The sequence below is a fragment of the Candidatus Formimonas warabiya genome (genome assembly GCF_002777255.1).
Taxonomy (GTDB): domain Bacteria; phylum Bacillota; class Dehalobacteriia; order Dehalobacteriales; family Dehalobacteriaceae; genus Formimonas; species Formimonas warabiya.
The window spans coordinates 1,285,797-1,310,537 of sequence record NZ_CP017634.1 but is presented as its reverse complement, the minus strand read 5'-3'; the positions used below and the strand labels follow the sequence as shown (position 1 = coordinate 1,310,537).

Genomic DNA, 24,741 nt, shown 5'->3' with positions numbered 1-24,741 from the left:
AAGGGAGGTAATGATCAATGGGCAAGTTTTTTTCCCGCATGGGTGACGGCGCTGCGGTATGGTTAAGCGAAGCCGACATTCGCGCCGATATTGAGGCGGGTACTTTAGACGCGGCTGACCGGGCGAAGGTACCGCCGTTAACCGGCGATGAACAAAAATATCTCTTTGAGCTGTGCACGATGCCTCAGCAAATGGTTTGTGTGGACAGAGGCAAAGAAATCGTCACCACCGGGGACTCCGGAGCTACCAAATTACCCTATGACGGCAGTATCCCCATGGACCGAAGTACGGCTGTTCTGGTGCATGAACGGGCATTTTGTGTCGACACCATGGAAATGGGAAACATAGATTACAGTTATAAACAGGTGAAAGCGATCCTTCATGAAGAAAAATCTGCCCTGGAAACCGCCCAAATGCATACAGTGGTACCCTTGCTCTACGGGGCGATGCCCAATTTAGGCCTTTATACCAAACCGGATGGTCCGGTAGACAACTGGTCTGAGTTACTGCCCGCAGGAAAGATTGCCGAGGCCAGGGCGGCACAGGAAGAAGCCGTGGAACATGCCGTGAAGGATTTGGTCTATTGTGCCGACGGTCTATATGAAGCCGGAGCGGACGGCATTAATTTTGATACGGTAGGGGCATCGGGTGACGCAGATGTTCTGGCCACCTTGAACGCGGTCCGGATTTTAAAAGAAAAGCATCCGGATTTGCCTATTAATTTGGGCATGGCGGGAGAATTTATCTTAGGCATGCATGGCCAGCTTTATTTCGACGGTGTGCGGTTGGCCGGATTATATCCCCACAAGCAGGTAAAAATAGCGGAACAGGCCGGGGCGACCATTTTTGGGGCGGTGGTCAATACCAACAGCAGCCAATCCTTTCCCTGGAATGTGGCCCGGGTGTGCACCCTGGTTAAGGCTTGTACGGAGGCGGCGCATATCCCGGTGCACGTGAATGTAGGGATGGGGGTGGGCAGCGTGCCGCTCACCCTGACGCCGCCGGTCGACGCCGTATCGAGAGCGGATAAAGCCATTATAGAAATCGGCAAGGCGGACGGATTGTAGGTTGGGGTGGGAGACCCCTTTGGGATGGAAATCACCCATGAGATGGCTGCAGGGATGGGAGGAATCCGCACTGCCGGAGATCTGGTAGCCCGGGTCCAACTGTCAAAAGCCATGAAAATCGATGCGGCCAAACAATATGTGGCAGAAAAATTGGCTATTTCCCGAGCAGAGCTTGCTGATCCCATCGTCATGGGAGAGCTGAGAGCAGACCTGGATATTGGAAGGGTGCAGCCCCCTGACGGGGCGGCGATCGGCATAGAGGCAAAATTTAATATTGCCCGCTTGCTGGACATAAGAATCAATAGCGTTACCAAATTTATGGCGCTTGCCCGGATCAAGTAAAGGCAAGAAACCAACCTCTATCAGGAGGTTGGTTTTTTATTGTTTGCTAAGTAAAAGGAGTTATGCCGCATGCTCAGGGGTAAAAAGACCCCTCAAGATTAATATTTTTAATAGAAGGCTTCGGTGATTAAGGATTCAAATGAAGCAGGAGAGGTAAACGCGGAGGGGAAGAGAATGACTTATCTATAAACAGAAACTTATCTGATCCATAATGCCGCTCTGATTTATCCGAAAGGAGCAGGCAAAAGAAATGAAATGATGCCGGGGGTGTGAGATGTGGGAATGAACGTTTTTCAAAAAATCCTTGCCTCCCATGAGGTAAGCTGTGAAGGAGATGAACTGGCAGTATTTCCGGACCAGGTGTTGACGCAGGATGCTACCGGGACAGTGGTTTTTTTACAGGTGGAAGCGATGGGAATCAAAAAAGCGAAACCGGATGTGGTGAGTTATATTGATCATAACACACTGCAGGTGGATTTTAGAAATCACGACGATCATCGCTATCTGCAAAGCATGGCGGCAAAACTGGGGATAAAATTATCGAGGACCGGGAACGGCATTTGCCATCAAGTCCATTTAGAGAACTTTGTTAAACCGGGAGGGATTCTTCTGGGCTCCGATAGCCATACGCCTACCGCCGGGGGAGCAGGGATGCTGGGCATGGGGGCCGGCGGTTTGGATGTAGCCGTGGCCATTGCGGGGGAACCCTACTATATTGCCAAGCCTCAGGTCCTGGGGGTGGAATTGACCGGCTGTTTAAAACCCTGGGTTACCGCTAAGGACATCATCCTTTACTTATTGAAAAAATTAACCGTCAAAGGGGGTGTGGGAAAGGTTATCGAGTATTTTGGCGAGGGCGTAAAAACCCTTTCGGTATATGAAAGGGCTACCATTTGCAATATGGGTGCGGAGATGGGGGCCACAAGTTCCCTTTTTCCCAGTGATGAAAATACGTTCGCATATTTGAAAAGTTTGCGGCGCGAACAGGATTGGGCAGAATTAAAGGCCGATGCAGATGCCGCTTATGATGAGCGGATCACGATCGATTTAACGACGCTGGAACCTTTGATTGCTTTTCCCCATAGCCCGGATCATGTCAAGACGGTTACGGAAGCGGAGGGGACTCCTCTTGGCCAGATCGCTATCGGCAGTTGTACGAACTCATCCTATAAGGATATGGCGATTGTGGCCGCTATTTTAAAAGATAAGACCATTGCCGAAAACATCAGCCTGGTGATTACTCCGGGTTCACGGCGGATTTTGTCCATGATGTCACAAACCGGCGTCTTACAGGACCTGGTTGAGGCGGGCGCCAGAATTTTGGAAGTTACCTGCGGTCCCTGTAACGGAATCGGACAGGCTCCCGCCTCCGGAACCAATTCCTTAAGGACCTACAATAGAAATTACCGGGGCAGAAGCGGCACCGCCGATGCCCAGGTTTTTCTGGCCAGCCCCGAAACGGCGGCAGTTTCTGCTTTATACGGCCGGATTACCGATCCCCGTAAATTTGGCGAGTGCCCGAAAGTGGACTTGCCGGAAAGGTTTGCCGAAAGCAGCAACATGATTTTGTCTCCCCGGGGGGGAGCCGGGGAGGGGGAAATATGGAAGGGGCCCAATATTAAACCGGTGCCTTTGGGCAGCCCCTTGCCCCCCCATATGGATTTCTCTGCGGCCCTTAAGGTAAAAGACCACGTCAGTACGGATGATATTTTGCCAGGCGGGGCTAAGATGCTGGCTTTGCGCTCAAACATTCCGGATTCTGTACCCTATGTCTTTTCCAGGTTGGATGCTCAATTCAAAGACAAGATTGACCGCCTACCGGAAGTATGGGCCCTCATTGCCGGGGAAAACTTCGGTCAGGGCTCCAGCAGGGAACATGCCGTGATGGTACCCATGTCCATCGGCATGAAGCTGGTGATTGCCAAGTCCTTTGCCAGAATCTATCGGCAAAACCTGATCAATTACGGGGTCGTGCCTTTGACATTTGCGGATTTTGATGACTACGAAAAAATATCCCCCCACGACGAGTTCCATATTGGGGAATTTCCCCAACAAATTCAGAGCAATCGGGTGAGAATTTACGATAAGACCCAAGATTTTTTCTTTGACACACGGTGCGACTTTAGCCGGCGGCAGATAGAATTGCTTCTGCAGGGCGGGCTGATGAATTATGTCAAGCACAAAATTTAAAGTTTTAGGTGGTGATATTTTTCTAGAGATTTTTTAGGGCAGGCGGCAGAGGGAAAAAGCAAAAAATTAAAAGGAGATGTTCTGCAATGAAACAAAATGAATGTTGGAATGGTTTGGAGGAAATGGCCTTTAATTTTATCAAGATCCCGCCAAGGACGGCAAAGCCCCGGGAACGCGGGATTACCATTGTGGCCGACAAAGGGCTGGGACTCAATCAAATGGAAGATCTGTTCAATCTTGTGGGGGCTTATATTGACTGGGTAAAAATCGGTATTTCCGCACCGAGAATTTTTACCAAACAACAATTAATCGATAAGGTGAAGCTGTGCCATCAGTATGACATCAAAGCATTTATCGCCGGAGACGTAACGGAAATGGCGATTATGCAGGGTGTGACGGACGAGTATTTGCAGGAAGTAAAAGATTTGGGGGCAGACGGTATTGAAATCGCTACCGCGCAGGTTTATCTGCCCCTGGAAGAAAAATGTTTATTGGTGACAAAAGCAAAGGACTTTGGATTTCAGGTTTTTGCCGAAGTGGGCAAAAAAGGCGTGGACGGTTGGGCGGTAGCGCCCAACTTTATCCTGAAGGAAGTAGACGCTTTATTTCAAGCAGGGGCATATAAAGTGCTTGTTCAGGGGGAGGGAGTGCTGGAAGCGGTAAGCGAGATTCAGGAAAAACCCCTTTATGAGCTGGCGGCAAAAGTGGATTTGAATCAGATCGTCTTCCAGGCAAAGGACAACAGGGCCCATACCTGGTTAATTAAAAATTTCGGCTTAGAAGTGAATATGGATATTGAAAGCAACCAGGTAGTGATGGTAGAATTGTGCCGGCGCGGCATCCGCAAGAGAGGCTTATTCGGATTAATTGCTTCTTACAAAGGGTAATATAAAATTGCTGATCGGGAGGGATAGAGAATGTTCAAAAAAATATTTTCCCAAAGGCTTTTAGGCTTTGTGATGCTGGTGTTTTTGGTAACCTTGGCGGCAGGGTGCAAGGAAAGCCAGTCTGAACAGCCGGATGCAGGAGAAGCAGCCGCCGCCTGGCCGCCGGCCCAGATGGAAATTGTGCTTCCCCATGAGGTGGGCAGCAACCATGATGTTGTGACCCGGGCTTTGGGAAAAATATGGCAGGAAAAGCTGGACACCAACTTTGTCTATAACAATAAAGACGGCGCAGGGAACCGGATCGGGTATGATTTTTTTCAGCAGCAGCCGAAAGACGGATCGGTAATTATGTCTTCCAATCTGGTCACGGCAGCGATTATGTATGCGGAACAAAAGCCGGACTGGGTCTGGGAGGATACTTTGGCGCCCTTGGATGTCTTTTCTGTTGACCCGGGAGCAATCTTCGTCCAAGCAGATTCCAAATACCAGACCTTTAATGATTTGATTAACGCGGCAAAAGAGAAGAAACTTACCATTGCTATCTCCCAATGGGCCAGTGCGGAAACGCTGCTTTTGTGCCAGATCATGGAGCTGACCGGCGCCCAATTTGAAATGATTCCTTTTGGCAGCGGCACCGATCTGATTACCCAGGTTCTTGGCGGGCATGTTGACTGCGGCTTCGGCAAAATTTCCGGAATCGAAAAGATCGGCGATATGAAAAGATATTTGGCGATTTCCATGCCCGATAATCCGGTGCCCGAGTTAACGAATGATGCGCCCACCGTCGACGCCTGCCTGGGGACGGCAACCATGCCGGTGGCCTCATACCGGGGGATCATGGTCCATAAGGAATTTAAAGAAAAGTATCCGGAGGAATTTGAAAAATTAAAAGAGAGCCTGAGAGAGGCCAAAAAGGATCCCCGATTCATCGAGCAGGCGCCCAAACTTGATCTCATCCCGGAATTAATCATCGATATGGATGAAAAAGAAATTGACGATATGATTAAAGATCACTGGACGCTTTTTGAAAAGTATCAAGAGTTCTTCCAACAAAAATAATCCTATCCGGTGGGGAAGCAAGGGAAAGATTGCTTCCCCGCTGTACCGGACAATAGGGACAAAAGGAGCGGTGGTTGACTGTGCTTAGCTTTCGGAAAATTCCCTGGGGTGAACTGGTCGTTCCCTTGGCAGCAGTCTGTTATATGATTTATACCGTCGGCTATCAGATGATGCATCATTTCAGAACGGCGACGATTAATTATACGATCTACTTATGTTTACCCATTGCCATTTCCGTATGTGTTATTTTGATCAGGATCTTTTCGGCCCAACCTGTTCAGAAGGAGAAGTCCCTTGACGGGGATTATCTAACAGTAGGCTTATTTTTAGTGCTGACCATAGCCATGGTTCTTTTGATTAATTTTTTCGGCTATATTCTTGATTTTTTCCTTTATTTAATCAGCTGTTTATGGCTGATGGGCACTCGTTCGGTGCCCAAGATCCTGACGATCAGTGCCGGCGTGGTGGTCTTTGTGATCCTGGTCTTTGGCCTGTGGCTGGAATTGCCTTTACCGGCAGGATTGTTAAAGGGTTTATTATGAAATGAAGGAGTGGTTTCTGTGAGCGGGGACATACTGGAAGGTTTAAAAATTTTAAGCTCATATATTTGGATCGTTCCCCTGGGCGTAGCTTTGGGAATGGTGATCGGCGCGATCCCCGGACTTACTTCGAGCAATTCACTGGCCATCATGCTGCCCATTCTTTTTGCCATGCCGCCGGAATCCGGATTAATATTTATGGTAAGTATTTATGGGGGCGCCGAAGTGGGCAATTCTTATCCGGCCATCTTGTTAAATATTCCGGGGACTCCCGGGGCGGCAGTTACTACCATTGAGGGCTATCCCCTGGCGAAACAGGGGCAAGCCAGCAGAGCCTTAGGAATCAGTATTATGGCGTCTACTTTGGGCGCCGTCTTTGGCGCCATCTTTTCCATTACTTCGGCTCCGCTGCTGGCAAAGGTGGCCCTTAAATTCAGCTCGGTAGAAATCTGTATTGTGGTTTTATTCGGCATTATGGTGATTGCCCAAATGTCCTCCGGCGGTATTTGGAAGGCCCTTTTCGCCGGCTTTTTCGGATTGCTCCTGGCAACGACAGGAACAGATCCCATCTACGGCCAGGCCCGGGGCACTTTCGGCTCCTTATTCCTGGTGGATGAACTGCCTGTAGTTCCTGCCCTGGTGGGACTGCTGGCTTTATCGGAGTTGTTTGTGATCATTGAGCATCATGGGGAAAATGAACAACAAGTGAATACGGATAAAAATGTGGTCGGCATCAAAGGAATCGCGGAAGGCTTCCGGGATGTGCTCAAGCGTCCGGTGGAATGGATCCGGGCCTCTTTCATCGGGCTAATTATCGGCGCCATCCCCGGAGCGGGGGGAAGCGTGGCCAGTTTCGTGGCCTACCAGCAATCGGCCTCATTTGCTCCGCCCAAGATTAAGGAACTGTTCGGTAAAGGCCGGCCGGAAGGGTTAATTGCCGCGGAGGCATCCAATAACGCGGTGGTCGGGGGCAGCTTGATTCCTCTTTTAACCTTGGGCCTTCCCGGGAGCGGCAGTATGGCGGTATTAATGGTTGTTATGGGTTATCACGGCCTTTATTTGGGGCCGCGCCTGTTTTCCCTGAATGGGGATATTGCTTACACGGTATTGTGGAGCCAGTTTGTCGCGGCATTTATGATGATCGTCATCGGCACCATTTTAGCCTATTTTGCCTATCGGGTCTCCTTTATTAAAATGAGCGTGATTGTACCCGTAGTGGCCATTTTTGCTCTCATTGGCGGTTTTGCGCCCAGACAGTTTGTCTTTGATATGGGGCTGGTGGTTATTTTCGGTGTACTGGGTTATTTCATGAAAAAATACCACTATCCGCCCATCGCGATGCTGTTAGGGATCATCCTGGGACCCTTATTTGAAGCCAATCTCTTCCGGGGACTAAAGATGGGATTGGGTTCTCCGGCCGTATTTTTTAACCGTCCCTTAGCGATCGTTTTATGGGTATTGTTGGTTCTGACGATGGTTGCACCACCGGTAATCAGGCGTTATTCGCAGCGACAGAAGCCGATTTAAAAATTTTTGTGCCGATATCAGGTGTGGAAGAATGGAAACAAAATTGCTTTGGCTCATAGCGGCAGGCTTCCTGGGGGGATATCTGGGAAGGTATAGCCGAATTCCCGGCGGAGTCCTTTTAGGGTCAATGGTTGTTACTTCATGGGCGAATGCCAAGGGAGTCCACTTAAGCGATCTTCCCTTTGCCTATGTCTTAAGCTTGCAGGTGCTCGCAGGCGCTTTGGTAGGAGAAAAAGTAACCGGGCGCATCTTAAAAGACATGAAAGAGATGATGCTGCCCGTATTTTTCCTCTTGACAGTGGTGATGGCTTCCGTATTGATCGTGATGATGATTTTGTACAGGGTTTTTGGGTGGGACTATATTACAGCCTGGCTAAGTTCTTCCCCGGGACGCATGCAGGACATGATTGTCCTGGCGGGCAGTCTGAAGGCGGACGGGGCCAAAGTGGCAACGGTACATTTATTGAGGCATTTATCCGTGGTATTTCTTACCCCGCTGATTCTATTGATTAGTAAAAAAGCAGGAGCCAAGCAAGCTAAAGCGCTGAACAAGTGAAAAGAGACACGAGAAATGGGGGGAAAGAAAACATTCTTAATTTAGCAGGTGATTGACTTTGAAAAATAAGAAACCGGATTGGCGACGGTACGAAAATACCATCAAGACTTTTTCAGTGGCTTTTGCCGGCGGGATCCTCGGGCATCTGACGCATATGCCCGGGGGAATCATCCTGGGATCCATGGCGGCGGTGGGAATATTCAATATGATTTCCCCTTCCTCGGTTGCTTTGCCAAAATCTTTTTCCTTTTATCTTCAGGTTTTTGCCGGAATCTTGTTGGGCGCAAATCTAAATATTACGGAACTTGCCCTGTTTCGCGATATCCTGGGTCCTTCTTTATTCATTGCCTTGACCCTGGTATGCACGGGGTTGTGTGCTGCTTTCGGCATCAACAAATTATTTGGCTGGGATCTTGTCACGGCCTGGTTGTCCTGTTCACCCGGGCGCATGCAGGATATGGTGATTTTCGCTCATGATCTTAAAGCGGACGGCACAAAAGTAGTGATTGTGCATACAACCAGAATTATTTTGGTGGTTATTTTAACACCTTTTATTTTGTTAATCTTAAAATAATAGGGGAAACCGGCGTTATTTTTTCTTGACGCTAAGGAAAGGATCAAATAAAGTAAGATTAACATTGGTTTTAAAGAAGGTGGAAAAGCTGGATCTTGAATACCTGAAAACTCTGGTCGCTATCGTAGAAGAAGGCAACTTTTATAAAGCGGGGGAAAGTTTGCATGTGGCCCAGCCTACCATCAGTCTCCGCATCCAGGCTTTGGAAAGGGAACTGGGCGCAAAAGTACTGCTGAGAAATAAAAATAAAGCGGAACTGACGGAGATAGGGCGTTTTACTTATCAGGTCGGTAAAGAAATGTTGGCCCTGGAAAATCAGATTAGCAGATTTATTGAAAGCCAAAGGAAAGGGGATGCTAATCAGATTGTGATAGCGACAGGGAGTACTATCGGTGTTTTTATCATGCCCCAGCTTGTGTCCAAATTTAATAAAAAGCACCCTCACCACGGCCGCATCGAACTGCAGATCTGCAACTCGGATGAGGCTTTGCGGAAATTAATCACCAATTCTGTGGATATTGCCATTTTAGGCACAAAGATCAGACACCCGGATCTGGAAGCATTTAAGCTTTTAGAATATGAGGTGCATTTGATTGTGCCGGGAGATCACCCGCTGGCGGAATTTGATGTGATTACATTAGAAGACCTTTTACCCTATCCCTTAATCATCAGAGAGAAAGGTTCTCTGACGCGCAAAGCGTTGGAAGATGCCTTACGGCAGAAAGGATTGACTTTAAGAGATTTCAAGGTAGTGATGGAGCTAAACAGTACGGAGGCCATTAAAGTGGCTATTGAATGCGGGTTGGGCCTTTCTTTTATTGCTTCCTGGCCTGTCATGGATCAATTGACCAATGGTACCTTGAAAGTAGTGCGGGTAAAAGATCTAAATATTAGAAGGGAAATTTTCACCGCACTGAACAAGCGTGGCGTCCTAACCCAAAACGGGGAAGAATTTATGAAATTTTTGCAGTTAAAAAACTCTTTAAAGGGGATTATTTAAAAGGATATCTTCATGAACCGCCTTCTTTTAGAATTTAGCCTTGCGATTGATGGAAGCGGTTTTATGATCGGACCCGATCGCGCCAGGGCACACATTTGACTTCCGGTACCGCAGGGTCTGCCAGGTGGAGGCGCAGTAAATAATAACACTCTTCCCGGGCCATGTGGTCCGGTATCAGGGGCAGGATACTGCCGATTACGCCTGCGGTTAATGTTTCTTCTGTGATGCTTTCCAGAAGCTGCATAAAGTCGCGCATATCTTCCGCGGCTTTTTTGTCAAAACGCTCCAGGGCAGGATAAAGACCGGTCATTGCTCTCTTGAAGCCTTCATACTCCACGGAGGCAAGATAATATTTTTGAAACTTTTTCTCAAAGTCATGCATGATGCGCTGAATGTCCGGCTGTGAGGCATCCACGCCGCAAGAAAGGGTATCTGCGTGGCCGATGGCATCCAGCATCCAGAGCAGATGTAAACTGACGGGATCTTCCGCCGGTGTGCGGTTGTTTGCATAACAGGCCATTAACATATAGGCGTTTTCCAGCTCATTTAACATGTGGTTATAAAAGGTAGGATTCAAGGAAGAACGCAGCTTTTTCTCCAAGTGCAGGCTGAGCAGACTAAGCTTAAATGTTCTCAGCCTCAACATAGCTGCCATGGTATGGTCCAGTACTCTGTCCATTTGGCTCTGGTTCTGAAGGCTTTTGGATTCCTGCCATAAGCTGTCGAAAACGGTAATAAAGTTTTTGGCCTCCTGAATAACCGTAATCTCGACGGGAGCCAAGCTATGAAAAATAAACCGGGAGTGGTCACCCAGAATCTGGTTCCAGAAAATCAAATCTTCCTTTAATGTGATTTTATCACTCATATCAATCACCCCATAAATGATATCGGGCTCCGGGGATTTTTAGAACCGGTATGCGTGCTGTAATACGAAAATTGAATATAAAAAATGCTGTAAAGAAAAAACCATTTGTAATCAATGGTTTTTTTTGTACAGTGAAATAAGGCCGGGCAAGCGGATCAGAACCATTCCATCTCCAAACCAATTTAACAAAAATTCAACGAAGCTGTAACGAAATTGTGATATTTTTCTTTTATGATCAACATGAAAGATATGGTGAAGGAGACAGCAGAAATGAAAAAAGTTAGTAAAATGGCCGGCGTACTGTTGGTACTAATAGTAGCGCTAAGTATAGCAGGGTGCGGCGGCCAGGAAGACAAGCCGTCCCAAACTGCTCCGGAGGCTGGGGCGGGAAATCGGCCCGGCGGTTTGGAAAATGTAATCACGGCTTCTGTGACAGCCGGTATTATCACCCAAGAAACTGCGGACAAAATTACCGCCTATCAAGAGGAGCATAGAAAGGATCTAAATGCCGACAGGGAAAAAGTTGAGAGCATGACGGATGAAGAAGAAAAGGCATATTTTGAGAAAAGAGAAAGAAACGACCCTTTGACGGAGTGGCTTACGGCCGGTCTGATTACGGAAGACCAGGCTAATCAAATGAGAGAAATAATGCCTAAAAGACAACCAGCCCCTGGTGAACAGGGTGCAGATACAAATACAAATACGGATGCAAATACAAATACCCCATAAGAAATGTGAAGAGGTATTGTCTCTTAGGAGATAAGGGCCTCTTTATTTTTTTAGATCGATAGGAATTAAGGTATTGTTGTCGAAAAGTTTTCCTATGTATCAAGAGGCAAGAATAAAAGGTTCATTTAACTGCTTATTTGTTTGCCTTTTCTGTCGATCCACTGAAGAGCGTAGGCTAAAGACAGCCCCCAGATCACCGCGCCGATAAAGTTGCAGAATGCGGTAAAAACGTTCACGTGTGATACTTCCGGGATTTTGAAGAGCACGGTAAGGGCATAACAGAAAAACCATACTCCTCCGGAAAACAGGAAGCCTTTAAATAAAATATTCCGGTGCGTGACGGCAGGGATGAGACAGGCAAATACCACTCCTAATGCGGAAGCGAAAAAGAGAGTGGCAAAAAAAGCAAAGAGCACTTCCATGGTATTGGTAACCCTGTGACCATAAATGATCACGGCAGCAAAGTCTAAATAGCGAAGCTGGGAGATTTTGAGATAATATGCAGCGTTGTTAAAGATGAAGAGGGGGATGCAGCCGATGAGCCCGGCCACAAAGCCTCTCGTCAACCGGTCATTGAATAAAGACATGGCGATCATCCTTTGAAGGTATTTTTCTTTGCTTTGTCCCTTTCTGCGGAATTATTTAGATTTTAATATTTTTCCATACTTTATAAAAGGTATACATGCACAAAGTAGCGGATTCTGTGCGGATTGGTACGCATGCGGATGGGCCTGAAGGCTCTTTTTATTTTGTTAGCGGTCTTTTGAAGGAAATCTATGCGAGAAAGAGAATACTTGTAACGGTTCAGTCGAAAGTCAAAGGTCAAAAGTCATTTATTACTCCGCAGCCATTCTGTCTGGACTGCAAAATCAGAAAATATTTTCAGGTTTCAAGACTTTTGGACTGCCTTCGGCTTTGAACTTTCGACCTTTGACTCATGATGGAAAGGACGTTTCACATGGACAAACCCAGAGTCGTCATTATCGTACAAAGTAAAAGAAATGCCAGGGTGATCAGGGAGCAGCTCAATGATCTTCTGGGCGGGTTTATCTGCTTTGACTCCCTGTCCTATGAAGAAGGAATTGATTCTATTGTTTGTGCCGACCTGGTGCTGGTCTCTTCTCTGGTCATCGCCGGACAAATTGCCAAGTACCTGATGCCTGGCACAGACATTTTGGTGATTAGGAGAACGATCAAAAGAGAGAGCTGGGATAAACTGATGACCCTGCCCCTCAGGACGAAAGCCTTGCTGGTGAACGGGGATCAGGAAGTAACTATCGAAACCGTGGCCCTCCTGTATGAACTGGGCATCAAACATCTGGAATTAATCCCCTATTATCCGGGCCTGGACCCGATCAGGGATGTGAATATTGCCGTCACGCCCAATGAAGAAAGATGTGTGCCGCCGAATATTGAAAGAGTGATCAATATCGGCGACCGGGTCGTTGATTCTACGACGATTTTTGATATTTTAAATAAGTTTGACCTTCTGAACAAAAAGACGAGCGAAATTGTCCTGAGCCATATCGCCAGAATTATTCCGCGCAGCCCGGGACTGTCGGAAAGCCTGAGCTTGATTGCAGAGACCAAGCAGCACCTGGGGTTTCTTCTGGATGTGGTACATGAAGGAGTAATCGCCTTTAATGAAGAGGATAAAATTACCTTATATAACAGGCTGGCAGAACAAATTTTTCAGGAAAGCGCCTGGCGGGTGATGGGGACTCCCCTGGATGAGCTGCTCTCTCATAAAAGTTTAAAACATATCAGTACCGCTAAGGAAATCAAAGATGAGGTCTATCCCATTAACGGCAATTCGCTGGTGGTAAACAAGTATTCTCTCATCAATAAGGGCGTCTATAGCGGCGGTGTCATTACTTTCAAAGAATGCAATGAGATAGAAAGGCTGGAACTTAAATTCCGCCAGGATATCAAGGTGAAGGGGCATATTTCCAAATATGTATTTAATGATATCATTGGCAAAAGCAAGGGCCTGTCCAATACCGTGACCATGGCGAAAAGATTTGCCAAGAGCGATTCCGTGATCCTGATTGAAGGGGAAAGCGGCACGGGGAAGGAGCTCTTTGCCCATGCCATCCACAATGCCTCCTTAAGAAAGGATAAGCCTTTTGTCGCTTTTAACTGCGCCTCATTGACAGATTCCCTGATTGAAAGCGAGCTGTTCGGCTATAGTGACGGGGCCTTTACAGGGGCAAAAAAAGGGGGGAAACCCGGGCTGTTTGAATTGGCCCATAAGGGAACCATCTTCCTTGATGAAATAGGAGATATCTCCTTTAACACCCAGGCCAGGCTCTTGCGCGTGATCCAGGAAAAGGAAGTGATCCGTGTAGGCGGCACGGATGTGATCCCGGTCGATATCAGAATTATCGCTGCCACCAATCAAAATCTCCATGAACTTGTGGGCAAAGGTAAATTCAGAAGAGACCTGTTTTACCGGCTTAATATTCTGCCCATCAAAATACCGCCTTTACGGGAGCGCAAGGTGGATATCCCCTATTTGGTGGAATTTTTCTTTCGCAAAAAAGGAATCAAAGAGGATATTTCCCAAGAGTTAATGGAAATATTGCAGCAGTATAATTGGCCGGGGAATGTCCGGGAACTGGAAAACTGCATCGATTATTTGATCAATATCCACAGTCACAACATTACCAGGGACGACCTGCCCCCGTACATATCGGAAGCAATCAAACCCGGTTTGGCAGATAGGGGAGAATATCCGGAAGAATTCCGCCAATTGGATGTTCCGAAAGAGTCGGTCTTCATCCTGCGCGTATTAAAAGAAGCCCAGGAACTTCAGAAAAAAATCGGACGCCGGACCATTGGGGACAGGCTGAAAAAGTATGGCTTTTATTTGACGGAACAGGAGATTAGGGGCAGACTCAAAAAGTTGCAGGCCCAGGGCTATATCGAAGTAAATAAAGGGCGGGCAGGAACGAAAATATCCGCCGCAGGGGAAGATCTGATCAAAACCCATTCCTAATTGGTTGAATGGGTTGTAATGGGTGGCATAACAGCCATATTAACCCATTTAATTGACCCTTTTCGGATCACCGGTAAAAACTTGACTCTACATATGCACTGGTTGAGTAATTAATTTACCTCAACAGTGCTTTTATTTTTTTCCCTTAATACTGGCATGACTCTTGCTAATGGTATTTCAGCGAATGGAAATAATTTAGTCATTTATCGCATCACCTTTTTAAATTATCAAATCCTGCGATAGGACGATTTTATTTTCCATACAAAACATTCAGGAGGCAAGACATGAAAAAATACAGCGTCAGTGTCAATGAAAAGTATTGTAAAGCTTGCGGCATCTGCATCGGATTATGCCCCAAAGGCGTGTATCAGGAAAATTATTTGGGGAAAGCCCTGGTCGAAGATGCAGACAAATGTACCGGATGTAGAATTTGCGAACTTCACTGTCCCGATTTTTGTCTCCAGGTAGGTGAAAAATAATGGCCAAAAAAAGAAGTATTCAGCTGATGCAAGGGAATGAGGCCTGTGCCTTAGGGGCATTAAAAGCCGGCGTAAGATTTTTTGCCGGATATCCCATTACTCCCTCCACGGAAATCGCCGAAGTGATGGCGAAAGAACTGCCCAAATTAGGGGGCAAGTTTATCCAAATGGAAGATGAAATTGCCAGTATGGCCGCGATCATCGGCGCCAGTCTTACCGGGAAAAAGGTGTTGACCGCTACCAGCGGACCGGGCTTTTCCCTGAAGCAGGAAAACCTGGGCTATGCCTGTATCACGGAAATCCCCTGCGTCATCGTCAATGTGCAAAGGGGAGGCCCCTCCACAGGACTTCCCACCAGCCCGGCCCAGGGTGATGTGATGCAGGCCAAATGGGGGACCCATGGAGATCATCCCGTGATTGCCCTGTGCCCCGCATCCATCAAGGAAAGCTATACCTTAGCGGTTCGTGCCGTCAATCTGGCGGAAAAATATATGATGCCGGTGATCCTGCTCATGGACGAAGTAGTGGGACATCTCAGAGAACCCCTCAATTTTTCCGAAGTAGCAGACCTGGACGTGATGGACCGGAAAAAACCGCAGGTAGCCCCGGAGGAATATATTCCCTTTGGCGCCGGAGAAGACGGCGTGCCTGCTTTGGCTCCCTTTGGCACCGGCTATCGCTATCATGTCACGGGACTGACCCATGACGAAAGCGGATTTTCCACCATGGCGCCGAAAGCCGTGGAACGCATGAATCTCCGGCTCGTAAATAAGGTAACGAACCACCTGGATGAGATATTGGACTGGGAAGAGGAAAATATGGAAGAGGCGGAAATTGTGCTGCTGGCCTACGGAGGCAGCGCCAGGTCCGCCAAAGAAGCCATGAACCGTCTGAATGCCCTGGGGTACAAAGTGGGCCTCTTCCGGCCTATTAGCATCTGGCCTTTTCCGGAAAAAGAAATCAAAAAAATTGCCCCCAAAGTGGAAGCGATCGTCGTACCGGAAATGAATCTGGGACAGCTGAAACTGGAAGTGGAACGGGCGGCGGGAGGACAAACCAAAGTGATAGGCGTAAACAAAGTTGACGGTGAACTGGTCACTCCCGAAGAAATCGTCAAAGCGGTCAAGGAGGTCAAATAGCATGAACCCAACATATGAAAAATACTTCAGAAGTGATCGGCTGCCCCACATCTGGTGTCCGGGATGCGGAAACGGCATCGTGCTCGGTGCCTTTGCCCGGGCCATGGAAGAACTGAATATCGACAAAAATGAAACGGTGGTGGTATCAGGGATCGGCTGCTCCTCCCGGGCCACTACCTATGTGGACTTTAACACCCTGCACACCACCCATGGCAGAGCCTTGGCCTTTGCTACGGGCGTTAAATTAGCCGAACCAAGATTAAAAGTGTTTGTTTTTATGGGAGACGGAGACGCTTCGGCGATCGGGGGAAACCATCTGATTCATGCCTGCCGGCGAAATATTGACATCACTGCGATCATTATCAACAACAACATCTACGGGATGACGGGAGGCCAATATTCCCCCCTCACTCCTACAGGGAAGAAAGCCACCACGGCTCCTTACGGCATGATTGAAAGGAATTTCGACCTCTGTGCCCTGGTCAAAGGAGCAGGGGCCACCTTTGTGGCCAGAAGCACCACCTACCATGCCAAACAGCTGGCCGACCTGATTGTAACCGGAGCGAAGAACAAAGGATTCTCCGTGATTGAAGCGGTATCCCAGTGCCCGGTAAGCTACGGGAGAAGAAACAAAATGAAAAATGCTTTAGAAATGGTGAACTGGTTCAAGGAGCATGCCGTCAATGTGAAGGCAGCGGAAAAAATGAAAGCAGAAGATCTGGACGGAAAATTCTTGATTGGAGAACTCCATCATTCGGAAGCTCCCGAGTATACGGAAGAGTATGACAAACTAATCGCCAGAGTGCAAGGAGGAGGGAGATAACATGACGGAAAAATGGGAAATCAGGTTAAGCGGTACCGGGGGACAGGGATTGATCCTGGGCGGCATCATCCTGGCCGAGGCCGGCATCATCGACGGATATAATGCGGTACAGTCCCAAAGCTACGGGCCGGAGGCCCGGGGCGGGGCGAGCAAAGCGGAAGTGATTATCAGCCGACAGGAAATTAATTACCCCAAAATCGGGGAGGCGGACATCCTGCTGGCCATGTCCCAGCAGGCTTACGACAAGTATTCTCCTTCTGTGAAAGAGGGGGCCATCCTGATTGTGGACAGCACCCTGGTCAGCAATACGGGGGAAAGTAACGGGCAGAACATCTACCGGATTCCTATCACGGAACTTGCCAAAAAAGAGACCGGACGGGAGATGACGGCGAATATTGTAGCCCTGGGCGCTATTGTGGGCGTAACCCAGGTGGTTTCGGAAGAGGCCCTGAAAGAAGCTGTCCTGGATCGTATTCCCGCCGGAACGGAAGAGATCAATCTCAAAGCTTTGCAGGCCGGGTTAAGTGCGGGAACGGCATTACATTAGAAGAGGTAAAATAGGTAAAGAAGTGGTAAAGAAGGTAAAATCAGAGAGAAAGGGGAAAAAAGATTGGGAGAGAAGAGCAATTATCTGATCCGGAAAGTACACTCCTTACTGGGAATCATCCCGGTAGGGATCTTTCTCATGGTGCACTTAAGTTTAAACAGCACGGTATTCTTTGGGGGATACGCCAACTACCTGGTGACGGTAGAATGGATGAAAGGGCTTCCCCTGATCATGGTAGCGGAGGTAGTGATCATCGGCATCCCCATCTTGTTTCATGCCCTATATGGGCTGTGGATCGTCTACGTAGCGAAAAACAATGTGCTGAAATTCCCTTACCTGAGGAATTGGGCCTTCTACCTGCAAAGGATCACGGCCGTGATCACCCTGGTCTTTCTCCTGGCCCACGTAGTGAGCTTAAGATTCCTGGAGCATGAGCCGGCCGCCGTAATCCAGAGCCTGGCGGGGAGCCTGCATCATCCCCTCTTCTTCATCCTGTATGCGGTAGGGGTCTTATCCGCCCTCTTTCATTTTGCCAACGGGCTGTTCACCTTTCTCATCTCCTGGGGGATAGCGGAAGGAGACAAAGCCCAGAGAATCTTCACCTGGTGCTCCGGGGCGGTCTTTGCCGCCCTGGGCATCCTCGGCATCAGCATCCTCAGCGTGATCGCCCGTTTCTAAGGTCTTAGAGAAATCCTGCATCGGCAGTGCTCAAACTGGCGTAAAAACCCTTGCGCCAGAAAAGAACCAAGCGACATGCAGAGAAAAACCAGTAAGGGAGGGAAAACCCTTGAAGAAACCAAAAATCATCGTCGTGGGGGGCGGCCTGGCCGGCCTCATGGCCACCATGAAAATCGCCGAAAAAGGGATACCCGTCGATCTCATCTCCCTGGTGCCCGTCAAACGGTCCCACTCCGTCTGTGCCCAGGGCGGCATCAACGCTGCCCTCGATACCAAAGGAGAAGGAGATTCCGTCTGGGAACACTTTGACGACACCATCTACGGAGGAGACTTCCTGGCCAACCAAACCCCGGTCAAAAACATGGTAGAAGCCGCCCCCGGCCTCATCTACACCATGGACCGCATGGGCGTCATGTTCAGCCGGACGCCGGAAGGACTCCTCGACCTGCGCCTCTTCGGCGGGGTCAAAAAAAGACGCACCGCCTTTGCCGGGGCCACCACCGGACAGCAGCTGCTCTACTGCTGTGACGAACAAGTACGCAAACACGAAGCCGCCGGCCTGGTCACCAAATACGAAGGATGGGAATTCCTCTCCGCCGTCATCGACGACCAGGGCATCTGCCGGGGGTGCATCGCCCAGAACCTGGCCACCCTGGACATCCGCTCCTTTAGCGGCGACGCCGTCATCCTGGCCACGGGAGGGGGCGGCCTGATCTTCGGCAAAAGCACCAACTCCGTCATCTGCACCGGCAGCGCCGCGGGAGCCGTCTACCGGCAAGGGGTCTGCCTGGCCAACATGGAATTCATCCAAATCCATCCCACCGCCATGCTGGGGGACGACAAAACCCGGCTCATGTCCGAATCCGCCCGGGGCGACGGGGGCAGGATCTGGACCTACAAAGACGGCCAACCCTGGTACTTCCTGGAAGAAATGTATCCCGCTTACGGCAACCTGGTACCAAGAGACATTGCCGCCCGGGCCATCTACCAGGTCTGCGTCGAAATGGGCTTAGGCATCGAAGGGCAAAACCAGGTCTATCTCGACCTCACCCACCTGCCCGCCGACTTCCTCACCCGGCGCTTAGGAGGCATCCTAGAAATCTACGAAAAATTCCATGGGGACGACCCCAAAAAAGTACCCATGAAAATCTTCCCCGGGGTGCACTACTTCATGGGCGGCCTCCATGTCGCCTGGAACCACATGACCTGCATCCCCGGCCTCTTCGCCTCCGGAGAATGCGACTACATGTATCACGGCGCCAACCGTTTAGGAGCCAACTCCCTCTTATCCGCCCTCTACAGCGGCACCGTCTCCGGCCCCGCCGCGGTCAAATACGTCACCGGCTTAAACAAACTGGGGGCAGAAGATCAAAAAGCCCTGGACCAAGAACACCGGCGCCAGGTAGAAATAGACGACAGCGTCAAAAAAATGCACGGCCCAGAAAACCCCTATCAACTGCACCAGGAAATGGGGGAAATCATGTCCCAGAACGTAGCCATCGTCCGGCACAACCCGGCTCTCGAAAAAACCGACCAGGTGCTCCAGGAACTAAACCAACGGTGGCAAAACATCAACATCGTCGACCACAACGAATACAACAACCAGACCATCCTGTTCACCAAACAGCTGAAAAACATGATGGCCATGGCCCGGGCCATCACCCTGGGCGCCCTAATCCGGAACGAAAGCCGGGGCTCCCATTACAAACCCGCCTATCCCCAAAGAAACGACGAAGAATTCCTCAAAACGTCCAAATCCCGGTGGACTGAAAAAGGGCCCGTCATCGAATGGGAAGAAGTAGACACCTCCCACATACCGCCCCGGAAACGGGTCTACAACGTCGACAAGGAGGCGGCCAAAAATGGATAAACAGATCCAGCTCAAAATCAAACGGCAGGACCAGCCCGGCGCCGGCCCCTACTGGGAAGAATTCCGGGTACCCTACAAACCCAACATGAACATCGTCTCCGTGCTCATGGAAATCCGGAAAAACCCCGTCAATGCCCGGGGAGAAAGCACCAACCCCGTCGTGTGGGAATGCAACTGCCTAGAAGAAGTATGCGGCGCGTGCACCATGCTCATCAACGGCGTGCCCAGGCAATCCTGCTCCGCCCTCATCGACAAAATCTATGAGAAAACCGGCTTCGGGACGCCCATCACCTTAGCGCCCTTAAGCAAATTCCCCGTGATCCGGGACCTCATGGTCGACCGAAAAATCATGTTTGACAACCTCAAAAAAGTCAAAGCCTGGGTGCCCGTAGACGGCAGCTTCGCCATCGGCCGGGGGCCCAGATTTACCGACCGGGCACACCGCTGGGCCTACATCATCTCCCGGTGCATGACCTGCGGGTGCTGCATGGAAGCCTGTCCCAACGTCAGCGCCAAATCCCAATTCATCGGCCCCGCGGCCATCGCCCAGGTACGGCTCTTCAACGTCCATCCCATCGGCGCCATGCACCAAGAAGAACGGCTCGAGGCCCTGGTGGGGGCGGGAGGGATCCAAGAATGCGGCAATGCCCAGAACTGCCGCCAAGTCTGTCCCAAAGAAATCCCCCTCACCACCCATATCGCGGCCATGAACCGGCAAAGCCTCAAATACACCCTCAAACGCTGGTTCACCACCTAAGGGTAGGAAAAAACAAACCGTTTGCCGAAAGGAGGTCATCCTCTTGAAAACCATCGCCTATCAAACCATCGTCGACCAGGTCGCCCGCCTGTGCATCGAAGCCAACTACTACTTAGGAAAAGACGTCCAAGACGCCTTCCAAAAAGGATGGGAAAACGAAAACTCCCCCACAGGCAAAGACATCTTCCAACAGCTCATCGAAAACGCCCGCATCGCCGCGGACGAACAAATGCCCATGTGCCAGGACTGCGGGGTCGCCGTCGTCTTCCTAGAAATCGGCCAGGACCTCAGCGTCACCGGAGGCGGCCTCACCGACGCCGTCACCCAAGGGGTCATCCAAGGCTATGCCGACGGCTACCTCAGAAAATCCATGTGTGATCCCTTCACCCGGCAAAACACCGGAACCAATGCGCCGGCCATCATCCACACCGAAATCGTCCCCGGGGATCACTTAAAAATCACCGTCGCACCCAAAGGGGGAGGCAGCGAAAACATGAGCGCCATCGCCATGCTCCCCCCCTCCGCCGGAGTAGAAGGACTCAAAAAATTCATCATCGACCGCATCGACCAGGCCGGGTCCAATCCCTGTCCCCCCATCCTGGTCGGGGTAGGGATCGGGGGCAACTTCGAATACTGCGCCCTCCTGGCCAAAAAAGCCCTCCTACGAAAAATCGGCGCGCCCAGCCCCTTACCCCAGATCGCAGAACTAGAAAAAGACCTGCTCAGTGACATCAACAAACTAGGCATCGGACCGGCCGGGCTGGGGGGGCGGATCACCGCCCTCAACGTTGCCGTCGAATACCATCCCTGTCATATCGCCAGCTTCCCCGTAGCGCTCAACATCAACTGCCATGCCGCCCGGCACCAAACAGTCATCCTATAGGAGGTGTAGAAAAAAATGGCCGTCATACACTTAACCACCCCCCTCACCGAGGCCGACCTACAACAGCTCAGGATCGGGGACCAGGTCTATCTAAACGGCATCATCTATACCGGCCGGGATGCGGCCCACAAAAGACTGGCCGACCTCATGCGCCAGGGGCAAAACCTGCCCCTCGACCTCAACGGCCAGGTCATCTACTACGTCGGGCCCTCCCCGGCCAAACCCGGCCGGCCCATCGGCTCCGCCGGGCCCACCACCAGCTACCGCATGGATGCCTATGCCCCCCTGCTCATGGAAAAAGCAGGACTCAAAGGCATGATCGGCAAAGGCATGCGCAACACAGAAGTCAAACAAGCCATGCAAAAACACAAAGCCGTATACTTCGGAGCCACCGGAGGAGCCGCCGCCCTCATCGCCCAAAGCATCAAAGCCGCGGAAATCATCCTCTATGCCGAACTCGGCCCCGAAGCCGTAAGAAAGCTCACCGTAGAAAACCTGCCCCTCACCGTCATCAACGACATCCACGGGGGCGACCTCTACCAGGAAGGGGTCAAACAATATCGCCTGGACTAAACCTCCGGAAAAAACCAGAAAAAGAGAGGGAACATACCATGGACATCTACCAAGAATCACTACAGCTCCATCAAGAAAAAAAAGGGAAAATAGAGATCGCCCCCCTGGCCCCGGTCACCAATCAAAAAGAACTCAGCCTGGCCTACACCCCCGGCGTAGCCGAACCCTGCCGGGTCATCAGCACCGATATCAGCGCCGTCAACACCTACACCCGGCGCTGGAACATGGTAGCGGTCGTCTCCGACGGCACCGCCGTCCTAGGGCTGGGTGACATCGGCCCCCAGGCCGGCCTGCCCGTCATGGAAGGGAAATGCGTCCTCTTCAAAGCCTTCGGCGGCGTAGACGCCTTTCCCCTCTGCGTCGGCACCAAAGACCCCGATCAAATCGTTCAATTCGTCAAGCTCCTAGAGCCCACCTTCGCCGGCATCAACCTCGAAGACATCTCCGCGCCCCGCTGCTTTCAAATCGAAGAACGGCTCAAAAAAGAAACCAACATGGCCATCTTCCATGACGACCAGCACGGCACCGCCATCGTCTGCATGGCCGGACTAATCAACGCCCTCAAAATCGTCGGCAAAAAAATCGACCAAATCAAAGTCGTCACCGTCGGGGCAGGGGCGGCCGGCATTGCCGTCATCAAGCTCCTCATGAGCATGGGGGTAAAAGACGTCATCATGTGCGACCGCACCGGCATCATCCATCAAGGGCGTCAAAAAGGAATGAACCCCGTCAAAGAAGAAATCGCCCAAATCACCAACCGGGAATTACGAAAAGGAGGCATCGGCGACGCCTTCCAAGGGGCCGACGTCTTCATCGGCGTCTCCGGGCCCGGACTAGTCACCCCGGAAATGATAGCGAGCATGAACGCAAAAGCCATCGTCATGGCCATGTCCAACCCCACCCCCGAAATCATGCCCGATGAAGCCAAAAAAGCCGGGGCGGCAGTCGTGTGCACGGGCCGGTCCGATTACCCCAACCAGGTCAACAACGTGCTCGCCTTTCCCGGCGTATTCCGGGGCGCCCTCGACGTAGAGGCCCGTGATATCAACGAAGCCATGAAAGTGGCGGCAGCCTATGCCATCGCTAGTGCGGTCAAAGCAGAAGAACTGTCCCCCGAATTTGTCATTCCCAAGGCCTTCAATCCCGATGTAGGGCCGGCGGTAGCCGCTGCGGTAGCACAGGCGGCCATTGAGAGCGGCGTGGCGGGGAAACAAGTGGATCCGGAATGGGTCGGGCAGCACTGCCGTGAAATGTATACCATTGCTTAATGAACAGGGATGCGCTGAAAGTACCCGATGCATTTGTCGTGGAACAGGCCATGCGGTTTATGGAACGAAACTACCCGAAAGACATCAAGCTTACAGATGTAGCACAGGCGGTCTATTACAGCCCCTGTTATTTCAGCCGTGTTTTTAAAGAACTAAGAGGATACGGTTTTCGAAAATACCTTACCGAAATACGATTGGCACAGGCATGTAGATTGCTCACCCATTCAGATATGTCAATATCTGAAATTGCCAGACAGGTTGGCTACCAGGATGCCCGCTATTTCAGTCAAATTTTTAAACAATGGAAAGGATGTGCGCCGACCAGATACCGGCTGCTCCATCGACGGAATGACAAGGGGACGTTTTGATGCCCAAACGTCCCCTTGCAAAAAACGTTTCCTTGCCCCAGACGAGGGGTTCGGAAACGTTGGGCAGGTTAAATTAATAAAGCTAACAGAATTAATGAACCCAGCAGCCCGCCAAATCTCCGCCTGCGTATCCGCCGGGGCGGGTCTGGAGGATCGGCATTGAGCGTATCCCTTAACAGGCCAACCCTTTTCCGCATTTCTTGCGATTGAAATCTTCCGTCTCGGCACAGGGAGTCCAGACAGGCAAGATGCCTCTGCCTCTCCTCGACGGGAACTTCACAGGAAAGGGATCGAATATGTCTTAAGAGATCCCGGTGGGACATATTGGAATAAGGAGCCATGCTCCGTAAAAAACGATTCCTGGCGTTTCCATCGTTCATCATCCTATGTAGACTGGTTCCAAAATCGTTGCAGCCACAACCGCACATCTTTTAAATTCACCTCCCCAATGGTCTGTCCTTCTTTAGTATCATATGTTTCACCCCTTCAAGTGGTTCCTAAATAAGCAAAAAAAACTTCGGGATCCGGTTACCGGGCTCCGGGTAAAACAATCAATATCACCTTACTTGCCGATGCCCATAGCTTAGAAATGCTGATATAGCAAAAAAAACAGGAGCAGGTTTAAAACCCGCTCCTGTTTTTATTCCTGGGTCTTTTTACTTCCGGGAGAGCGATGGGGATGAATAGGGCCTAGCCGGCCTGATTTTAAAGCGGCAATTTTAGCGTTGATTCTTTCATCCATTAATTTTGCTTGATCTTGGGTTAAGGTGCCATTGGTCACGTTTTGTTTGATGATCTCTTTTTTCAGCTCAAGCATTTGGATCTTCAAAGAAATCATTTTTGCCTTTTGATCAGAAGTCATTGTTAACTCCGGTCTGTTTTTTCCGTGATCAGCATTGGCGGAAATAGTACCGGCAAATGCAACGGACGTGAAGGCGACAAACAGGATCAGAGCTAAAATAAGACTGAAGGCTTTTTTCATCTATCTCACCTCCCTTCGCATAATAGTATTTGAGGTGAGCA

24 protein-coding genes and 1 pseudogene are annotated in these 24,741 nt (G+C 50.1%); 22 read left to right on the top strand and 3 right to left on the bottom strand.

Annotated elements, in window-relative coordinates; translation table 11 throughout:
* Positions 1-17: 17 nt before the first annotated feature.
* From mtbB to DCMF_RS06170, 9 genes and pseudogenes are all read left to right on the top strand, one after another.
* Positions 18-1,409, top strand: a pseudogene (gene mtbB, locus DCMF_RS06210) ([dimethylamine--corrinoid protein] Co-methyltransferase).
* A gap of 276 nt (positions 1,410-1,685) precedes the next feature.
* Positions 1,686-3,599 (top strand): aconitate hydratase, encoded by a 1,914-nt coding sequence (locus DCMF_RS06205; RefSeq protein ID WP_214659139.1) that lies wholly within the window; start codon positions 1,686-1,688, stop codon positions 3,597-3,599.
* Between the two features lie 86 nt (positions 3,600-3,685).
* Entirely contained in the window at positions 3,686-4,486 is an 801-nt protein-coding gene (locus tag DCMF_RS06200; RefSeq protein ID WP_148133620.1) for a phosphosulfolactate synthase, read from the top strand.
* 30 nt (positions 4,487-4,516) lie between these two features.
* Positions 4,517-5,545, top strand: a complete 1,029-nt coding sequence (locus tag DCMF_RS06195; RefSeq protein ID WP_148133619.1) for a Bug family tripartite tricarboxylate transporter substrate binding protein — start codon at positions 4,517-4,519, stop codon at positions 5,543-5,545.
* Positions 5,546-5,625: 80 nt separating this feature from the next.
* Positions 5,626-6,087 carry a tripartite tricarboxylate transporter TctB family protein gene (locus DCMF_RS06190; RefSeq protein ID WP_148133618.1) on the top strand — a complete coding sequence of 154 codons (462 nt, stop codon included), beginning with the start codon at positions 5,626-5,628 and terminating at the stop codon, positions 6,085-6,087.
* A gap of 18 nt (positions 6,088-6,105) precedes the next feature.
* Positions 6,106-7,611 (top strand): tripartite tricarboxylate transporter permease, encoded by a 1,506-nt coding sequence (locus tag DCMF_RS06185; RefSeq protein ID WP_148133617.1) that lies wholly within the window; start codon positions 6,106-6,108, stop codon positions 7,609-7,611.
* Between the two features lie 31 nt (positions 7,612-7,642).
* Positions 7,643-8,167 (top strand): AbrB family transcriptional regulator, encoded by a 525-nt coding sequence (locus DCMF_RS06180; protein WP_148133616.1) that lies wholly within the window; start codon positions 7,643-7,645, stop codon positions 8,165-8,167.
* 58 nt (positions 8,168-8,225) lie between these two features.
* On the top strand, positions 8,226-8,741 hold the full coding sequence (locus tag DCMF_RS06175) for an AbrB family transcriptional regulator (RefSeq protein ID WP_214659138.1): 516 nt from the start codon (positions 8,226-8,228) through the stop codon (positions 8,739-8,741).
* Positions 8,742-8,820: 79 nt separating this feature from the next.
* Positions 8,821-9,741 (top strand): LysR family transcriptional regulator, encoded by a 921-nt coding sequence (locus DCMF_RS06170; protein ID WP_214659137.1) that lies wholly within the window; start codon positions 8,821-8,823, stop codon positions 9,739-9,741.
* Positions 9,742-9,802: 61 nt separating this feature from the next.
* Here DCMF_RS06170 and DCMF_RS06165 read toward each other — a convergent pair whose 3' ends face one another.
* Entirely contained in the window at positions 9,803-10,606 is an 804-nt protein-coding gene (locus DCMF_RS06165; RefSeq protein WP_148133613.1) for a DUF2935 domain-containing protein, read from the bottom strand.
* 270 nt (positions 10,607-10,876) lie between these two features.
* Here DCMF_RS06165 and DCMF_RS06160 point away from each other — a divergent pair, with 270 nt between their 5' ends.
* Positions 10,877-11,335, top strand: a complete 459-nt coding sequence (locus tag DCMF_RS06160; protein WP_148133612.1) for a hypothetical protein — start codon at positions 10,877-10,879, stop codon at positions 11,333-11,335.
* 125 nt (positions 11,336-11,460) lie between these two features.
* On the opposite strand, the gene DCMF_RS06155 is transcribed toward DCMF_RS06160, so the two are convergent.
* Positions 11,461-11,922: a hypothetical protein gene (locus tag DCMF_RS06155; RefSeq protein WP_148133611.1), complete on the bottom strand. Its 462-nt coding sequence runs from the start codon at positions 11,920-11,922 to the stop codon at positions 11,461-11,463.
* Positions 11,923-12,293: 371 nt separating this feature from the next.
* On the opposite strand from DCMF_RS06155, the gene DCMF_RS06150 reads away from it, so the two are divergent.
* The 12 genes from DCMF_RS06150 (at position 12,294) to DCMF_RS06095 (ending at position 23,718) form a co-directional block, all read left to right on the top strand.
* Positions 12,294-14,333: a sigma 54-interacting transcriptional regulator gene (locus tag DCMF_RS06150; RefSeq protein WP_214659136.1), complete on the top strand. Its 2,040-nt coding sequence runs from the start codon at positions 12,294-12,296 to the stop codon at positions 14,331-14,333.
* A gap of 284 nt (positions 14,334-14,617) precedes the next feature.
* Positions 14,618-14,812, top strand: coding sequence for a 4Fe-4S binding protein (locus DCMF_RS06145; RefSeq protein ID WP_148133609.1), 195 nt, complete (start codon positions 14,618-14,620; stop codon positions 14,810-14,812).
* A complete protein-coding gene (locus DCMF_RS06140) occupies positions 14,812-15,951 on the top strand; it encodes a 2-oxoacid:acceptor oxidoreductase subunit alpha (RefSeq protein ID WP_148133608.1) in 1,140 nt (379 codons plus the stop codon). The genes DCMF_RS06145 and DCMF_RS06140 overlap by 1 nt, the downstream gene beginning before the upstream one ends.
* A 1-nt stretch (position 15,952) precedes the next feature.
* Complete coding sequence (locus DCMF_RS06135; RefSeq protein WP_148133607.1) at positions 15,953-16,774, top strand: thiamine pyrophosphate-dependent enzyme; 822 nt, start codon at positions 15,953-15,955, stop codon at positions 16,772-16,774.
* Between the two features lies 1 nt (position 16,775).
* Positions 16,776-17,321: a 2-oxoacid:acceptor oxidoreductase family protein gene (locus tag DCMF_RS06130; protein ID WP_148133606.1), complete on the top strand. Its 546-nt coding sequence runs from the start codon at positions 16,776-16,778 to the stop codon at positions 17,319-17,321.
* Between the two features lie 63 nt (positions 17,322-17,384).
* Positions 17,385-17,999, top strand: a complete 615-nt coding sequence (locus DCMF_RS06125; protein ID WP_148133605.1) for a succinate dehydrogenase/fumarate reductase transmembrane subunit — start codon at positions 17,385-17,387, stop codon at positions 17,997-17,999.
* Between the two features lie 109 nt (positions 18,000-18,108).
* The gene (gene sdhA, locus DCMF_RS06120) at positions 18,109-19,869 is read left to right on the top strand and encodes a succinate dehydrogenase flavoprotein subunit (RefSeq protein ID WP_148133604.1); all 1,761 of its coding nucleotides are present in this window, start codon (positions 18,109-18,111) and stop codon (positions 19,867-19,869) included.
* Positions 19,862-20,626 carry a succinate dehydrogenase iron-sulfur subunit gene (sdhB, locus tag DCMF_RS06115; protein ID WP_148133603.1) on the top strand — a complete coding sequence of 255 codons (765 nt, stop codon included), beginning with the start codon at positions 19,862-19,864 and terminating at the stop codon, positions 20,624-20,626. The genes sdhA and sdhB overlap by 8 nt, the downstream gene beginning before the upstream one ends.
* Positions 20,627-20,669: 43 nt before the next feature.
* Positions 20,670-21,509: a fumarate hydratase gene (locus DCMF_RS06110; protein WP_148133602.1), complete on the top strand. Its 840-nt coding sequence runs from the start codon at positions 20,670-20,672 to the stop codon at positions 21,507-21,509.
* A gap of 15 nt (positions 21,510-21,524) precedes the next feature.
* Positions 21,525-22,082: a Fe-S-containing hydro-lyase gene (locus DCMF_RS06105; RefSeq protein ID WP_148133601.1), complete on the top strand. Its 558-nt coding sequence runs from the start codon at positions 21,525-21,527 to the stop codon at positions 22,080-22,082.
* A 38-nt stretch (positions 22,083-22,120) separates the two neighbouring features.
* A complete protein-coding gene (locus tag DCMF_RS06100; RefSeq protein ID WP_148133600.1) occupies positions 22,121-23,350 on the top strand; it encodes an NAD(P)-dependent malic enzyme in 1,230 nt (409 codons plus the stop codon).
* Complete coding sequence (locus DCMF_RS06095; protein WP_148133599.1) at positions 23,350-23,718, top strand: helix-turn-helix transcriptional regulator; 369 nt, start codon at positions 23,350-23,352, stop codon at positions 23,716-23,718. The genes DCMF_RS06100 and DCMF_RS06095 overlap by 1 nt, the downstream gene beginning before the upstream one ends.
* Positions 23,719-24,358: 640 nt before the next feature.
* On the opposite strand, the gene DCMF_RS06090 is transcribed toward DCMF_RS06095, so the two are convergent.
* Positions 24,359-24,700 (bottom strand): DUF2680 domain-containing protein, encoded by a 342-nt coding sequence (locus tag DCMF_RS06090; RefSeq protein ID WP_148133598.1) that lies wholly within the window; start codon positions 24,698-24,700, stop codon positions 24,359-24,361.
* Positions 24,701-24,741: the final 41 nt, after the last annotated feature.

Bases quoted from the DNA above. Each gene is read 5' to 3' on its own strand.
- DCMF_RS06090 (WP_148133598.1), bottom strand. From the start codon at position 24,700: ATGAAAAAAGCCTTCAGTCTTATTTTAGCTCTGATCCTGTTTGTCGCC.
- DCMF_RS06180 (WP_148133616.1), top strand. From the start codon at position 7,643: ATGGAAACAAAATTGCTTTGGCTCATAGCGGCAGGCTTCCTGGGGGGA.
- DCMF_RS06135 (WP_148133607.1), top strand. From the start codon at position 15,953: ATGAACCCAACATATGAAAAATACTTCAGAAGTGATCGGCTGCCCCAC.
- DCMF_RS06095 (WP_148133599.1), top strand. From the start codon at position 23,350: ATGAACAGGGATGCGCTGAAAGTACCCGATGCATTTGTCGTGGAACAG.
- DCMF_RS06200 (WP_148133620.1), top strand. From the start codon at position 3,686: ATGAAACAAAATGAATGTTGGAATGGTTTGGAGGAAATGGCCTTTAAT.
- DCMF_RS06195 (WP_148133619.1), top strand. From the start codon at position 4,517: ATGTTCAAAAAAATATTTTCCCAAAGGCTTTTAGGCTTTGTGATGCTG.
- DCMF_RS06150 (WP_214659136.1), top strand. From the start codon at position 12,294: ATGGACAAACCCAGAGTCGTCATTATCGTACAAAGTAAAAGAAATGCC.
- DCMF_RS06140 (WP_148133608.1), top strand. From the start codon at position 14,812: ATGGCCAAAAAAAGAAGTATTCAGCTGATGCAAGGGAATGAGGCCTGT.
- DCMF_RS06155 (WP_148133611.1), bottom strand. From the start codon at position 11,922: ATGTCTTTATTCAATGACCGGTTGACGAGAGGCTTTGTGGCCGGGCTC.
- sdhB (WP_148133603.1), top strand. From the start codon at position 19,862: ATGGATAAACAGATCCAGCTCAAAATCAAACGGCAGGACCAGCCCGGC.
- DCMF_RS06130 (WP_148133606.1), top strand. From the start codon at position 16,776: ATGACGGAAAAATGGGAAATCAGGTTAAGCGGTACCGGGGGACAGGGA.
- DCMF_RS06105 (WP_148133601.1), top strand. From the start codon at position 21,525: ATGGCCGTCATACACTTAACCACCCCCCTCACCGAGGCCGACCTACAA.
- DCMF_RS06100 (WP_148133600.1), top strand. From the start codon at position 22,121: ATGGACATCTACCAAGAATCACTACAGCTCCATCAAGAAAAAAAAGGG.
- DCMF_RS06165 (WP_148133613.1), bottom strand. From the start codon at position 10,606: ATGAGTGATAAAATCACATTAAAGGAAGATTTGATTTTCTGGAACCAG.
- DCMF_RS06160 (WP_148133612.1), top strand. From the start codon at position 10,877: ATGAAAAAAGTTAGTAAAATGGCCGGCGTACTGTTGGTACTAATAGTA.
- DCMF_RS06145 (WP_148133609.1), top strand. From the start codon at position 14,618: ATGAAAAAATACAGCGTCAGTGTCAATGAAAAGTATTGTAAAGCTTGC.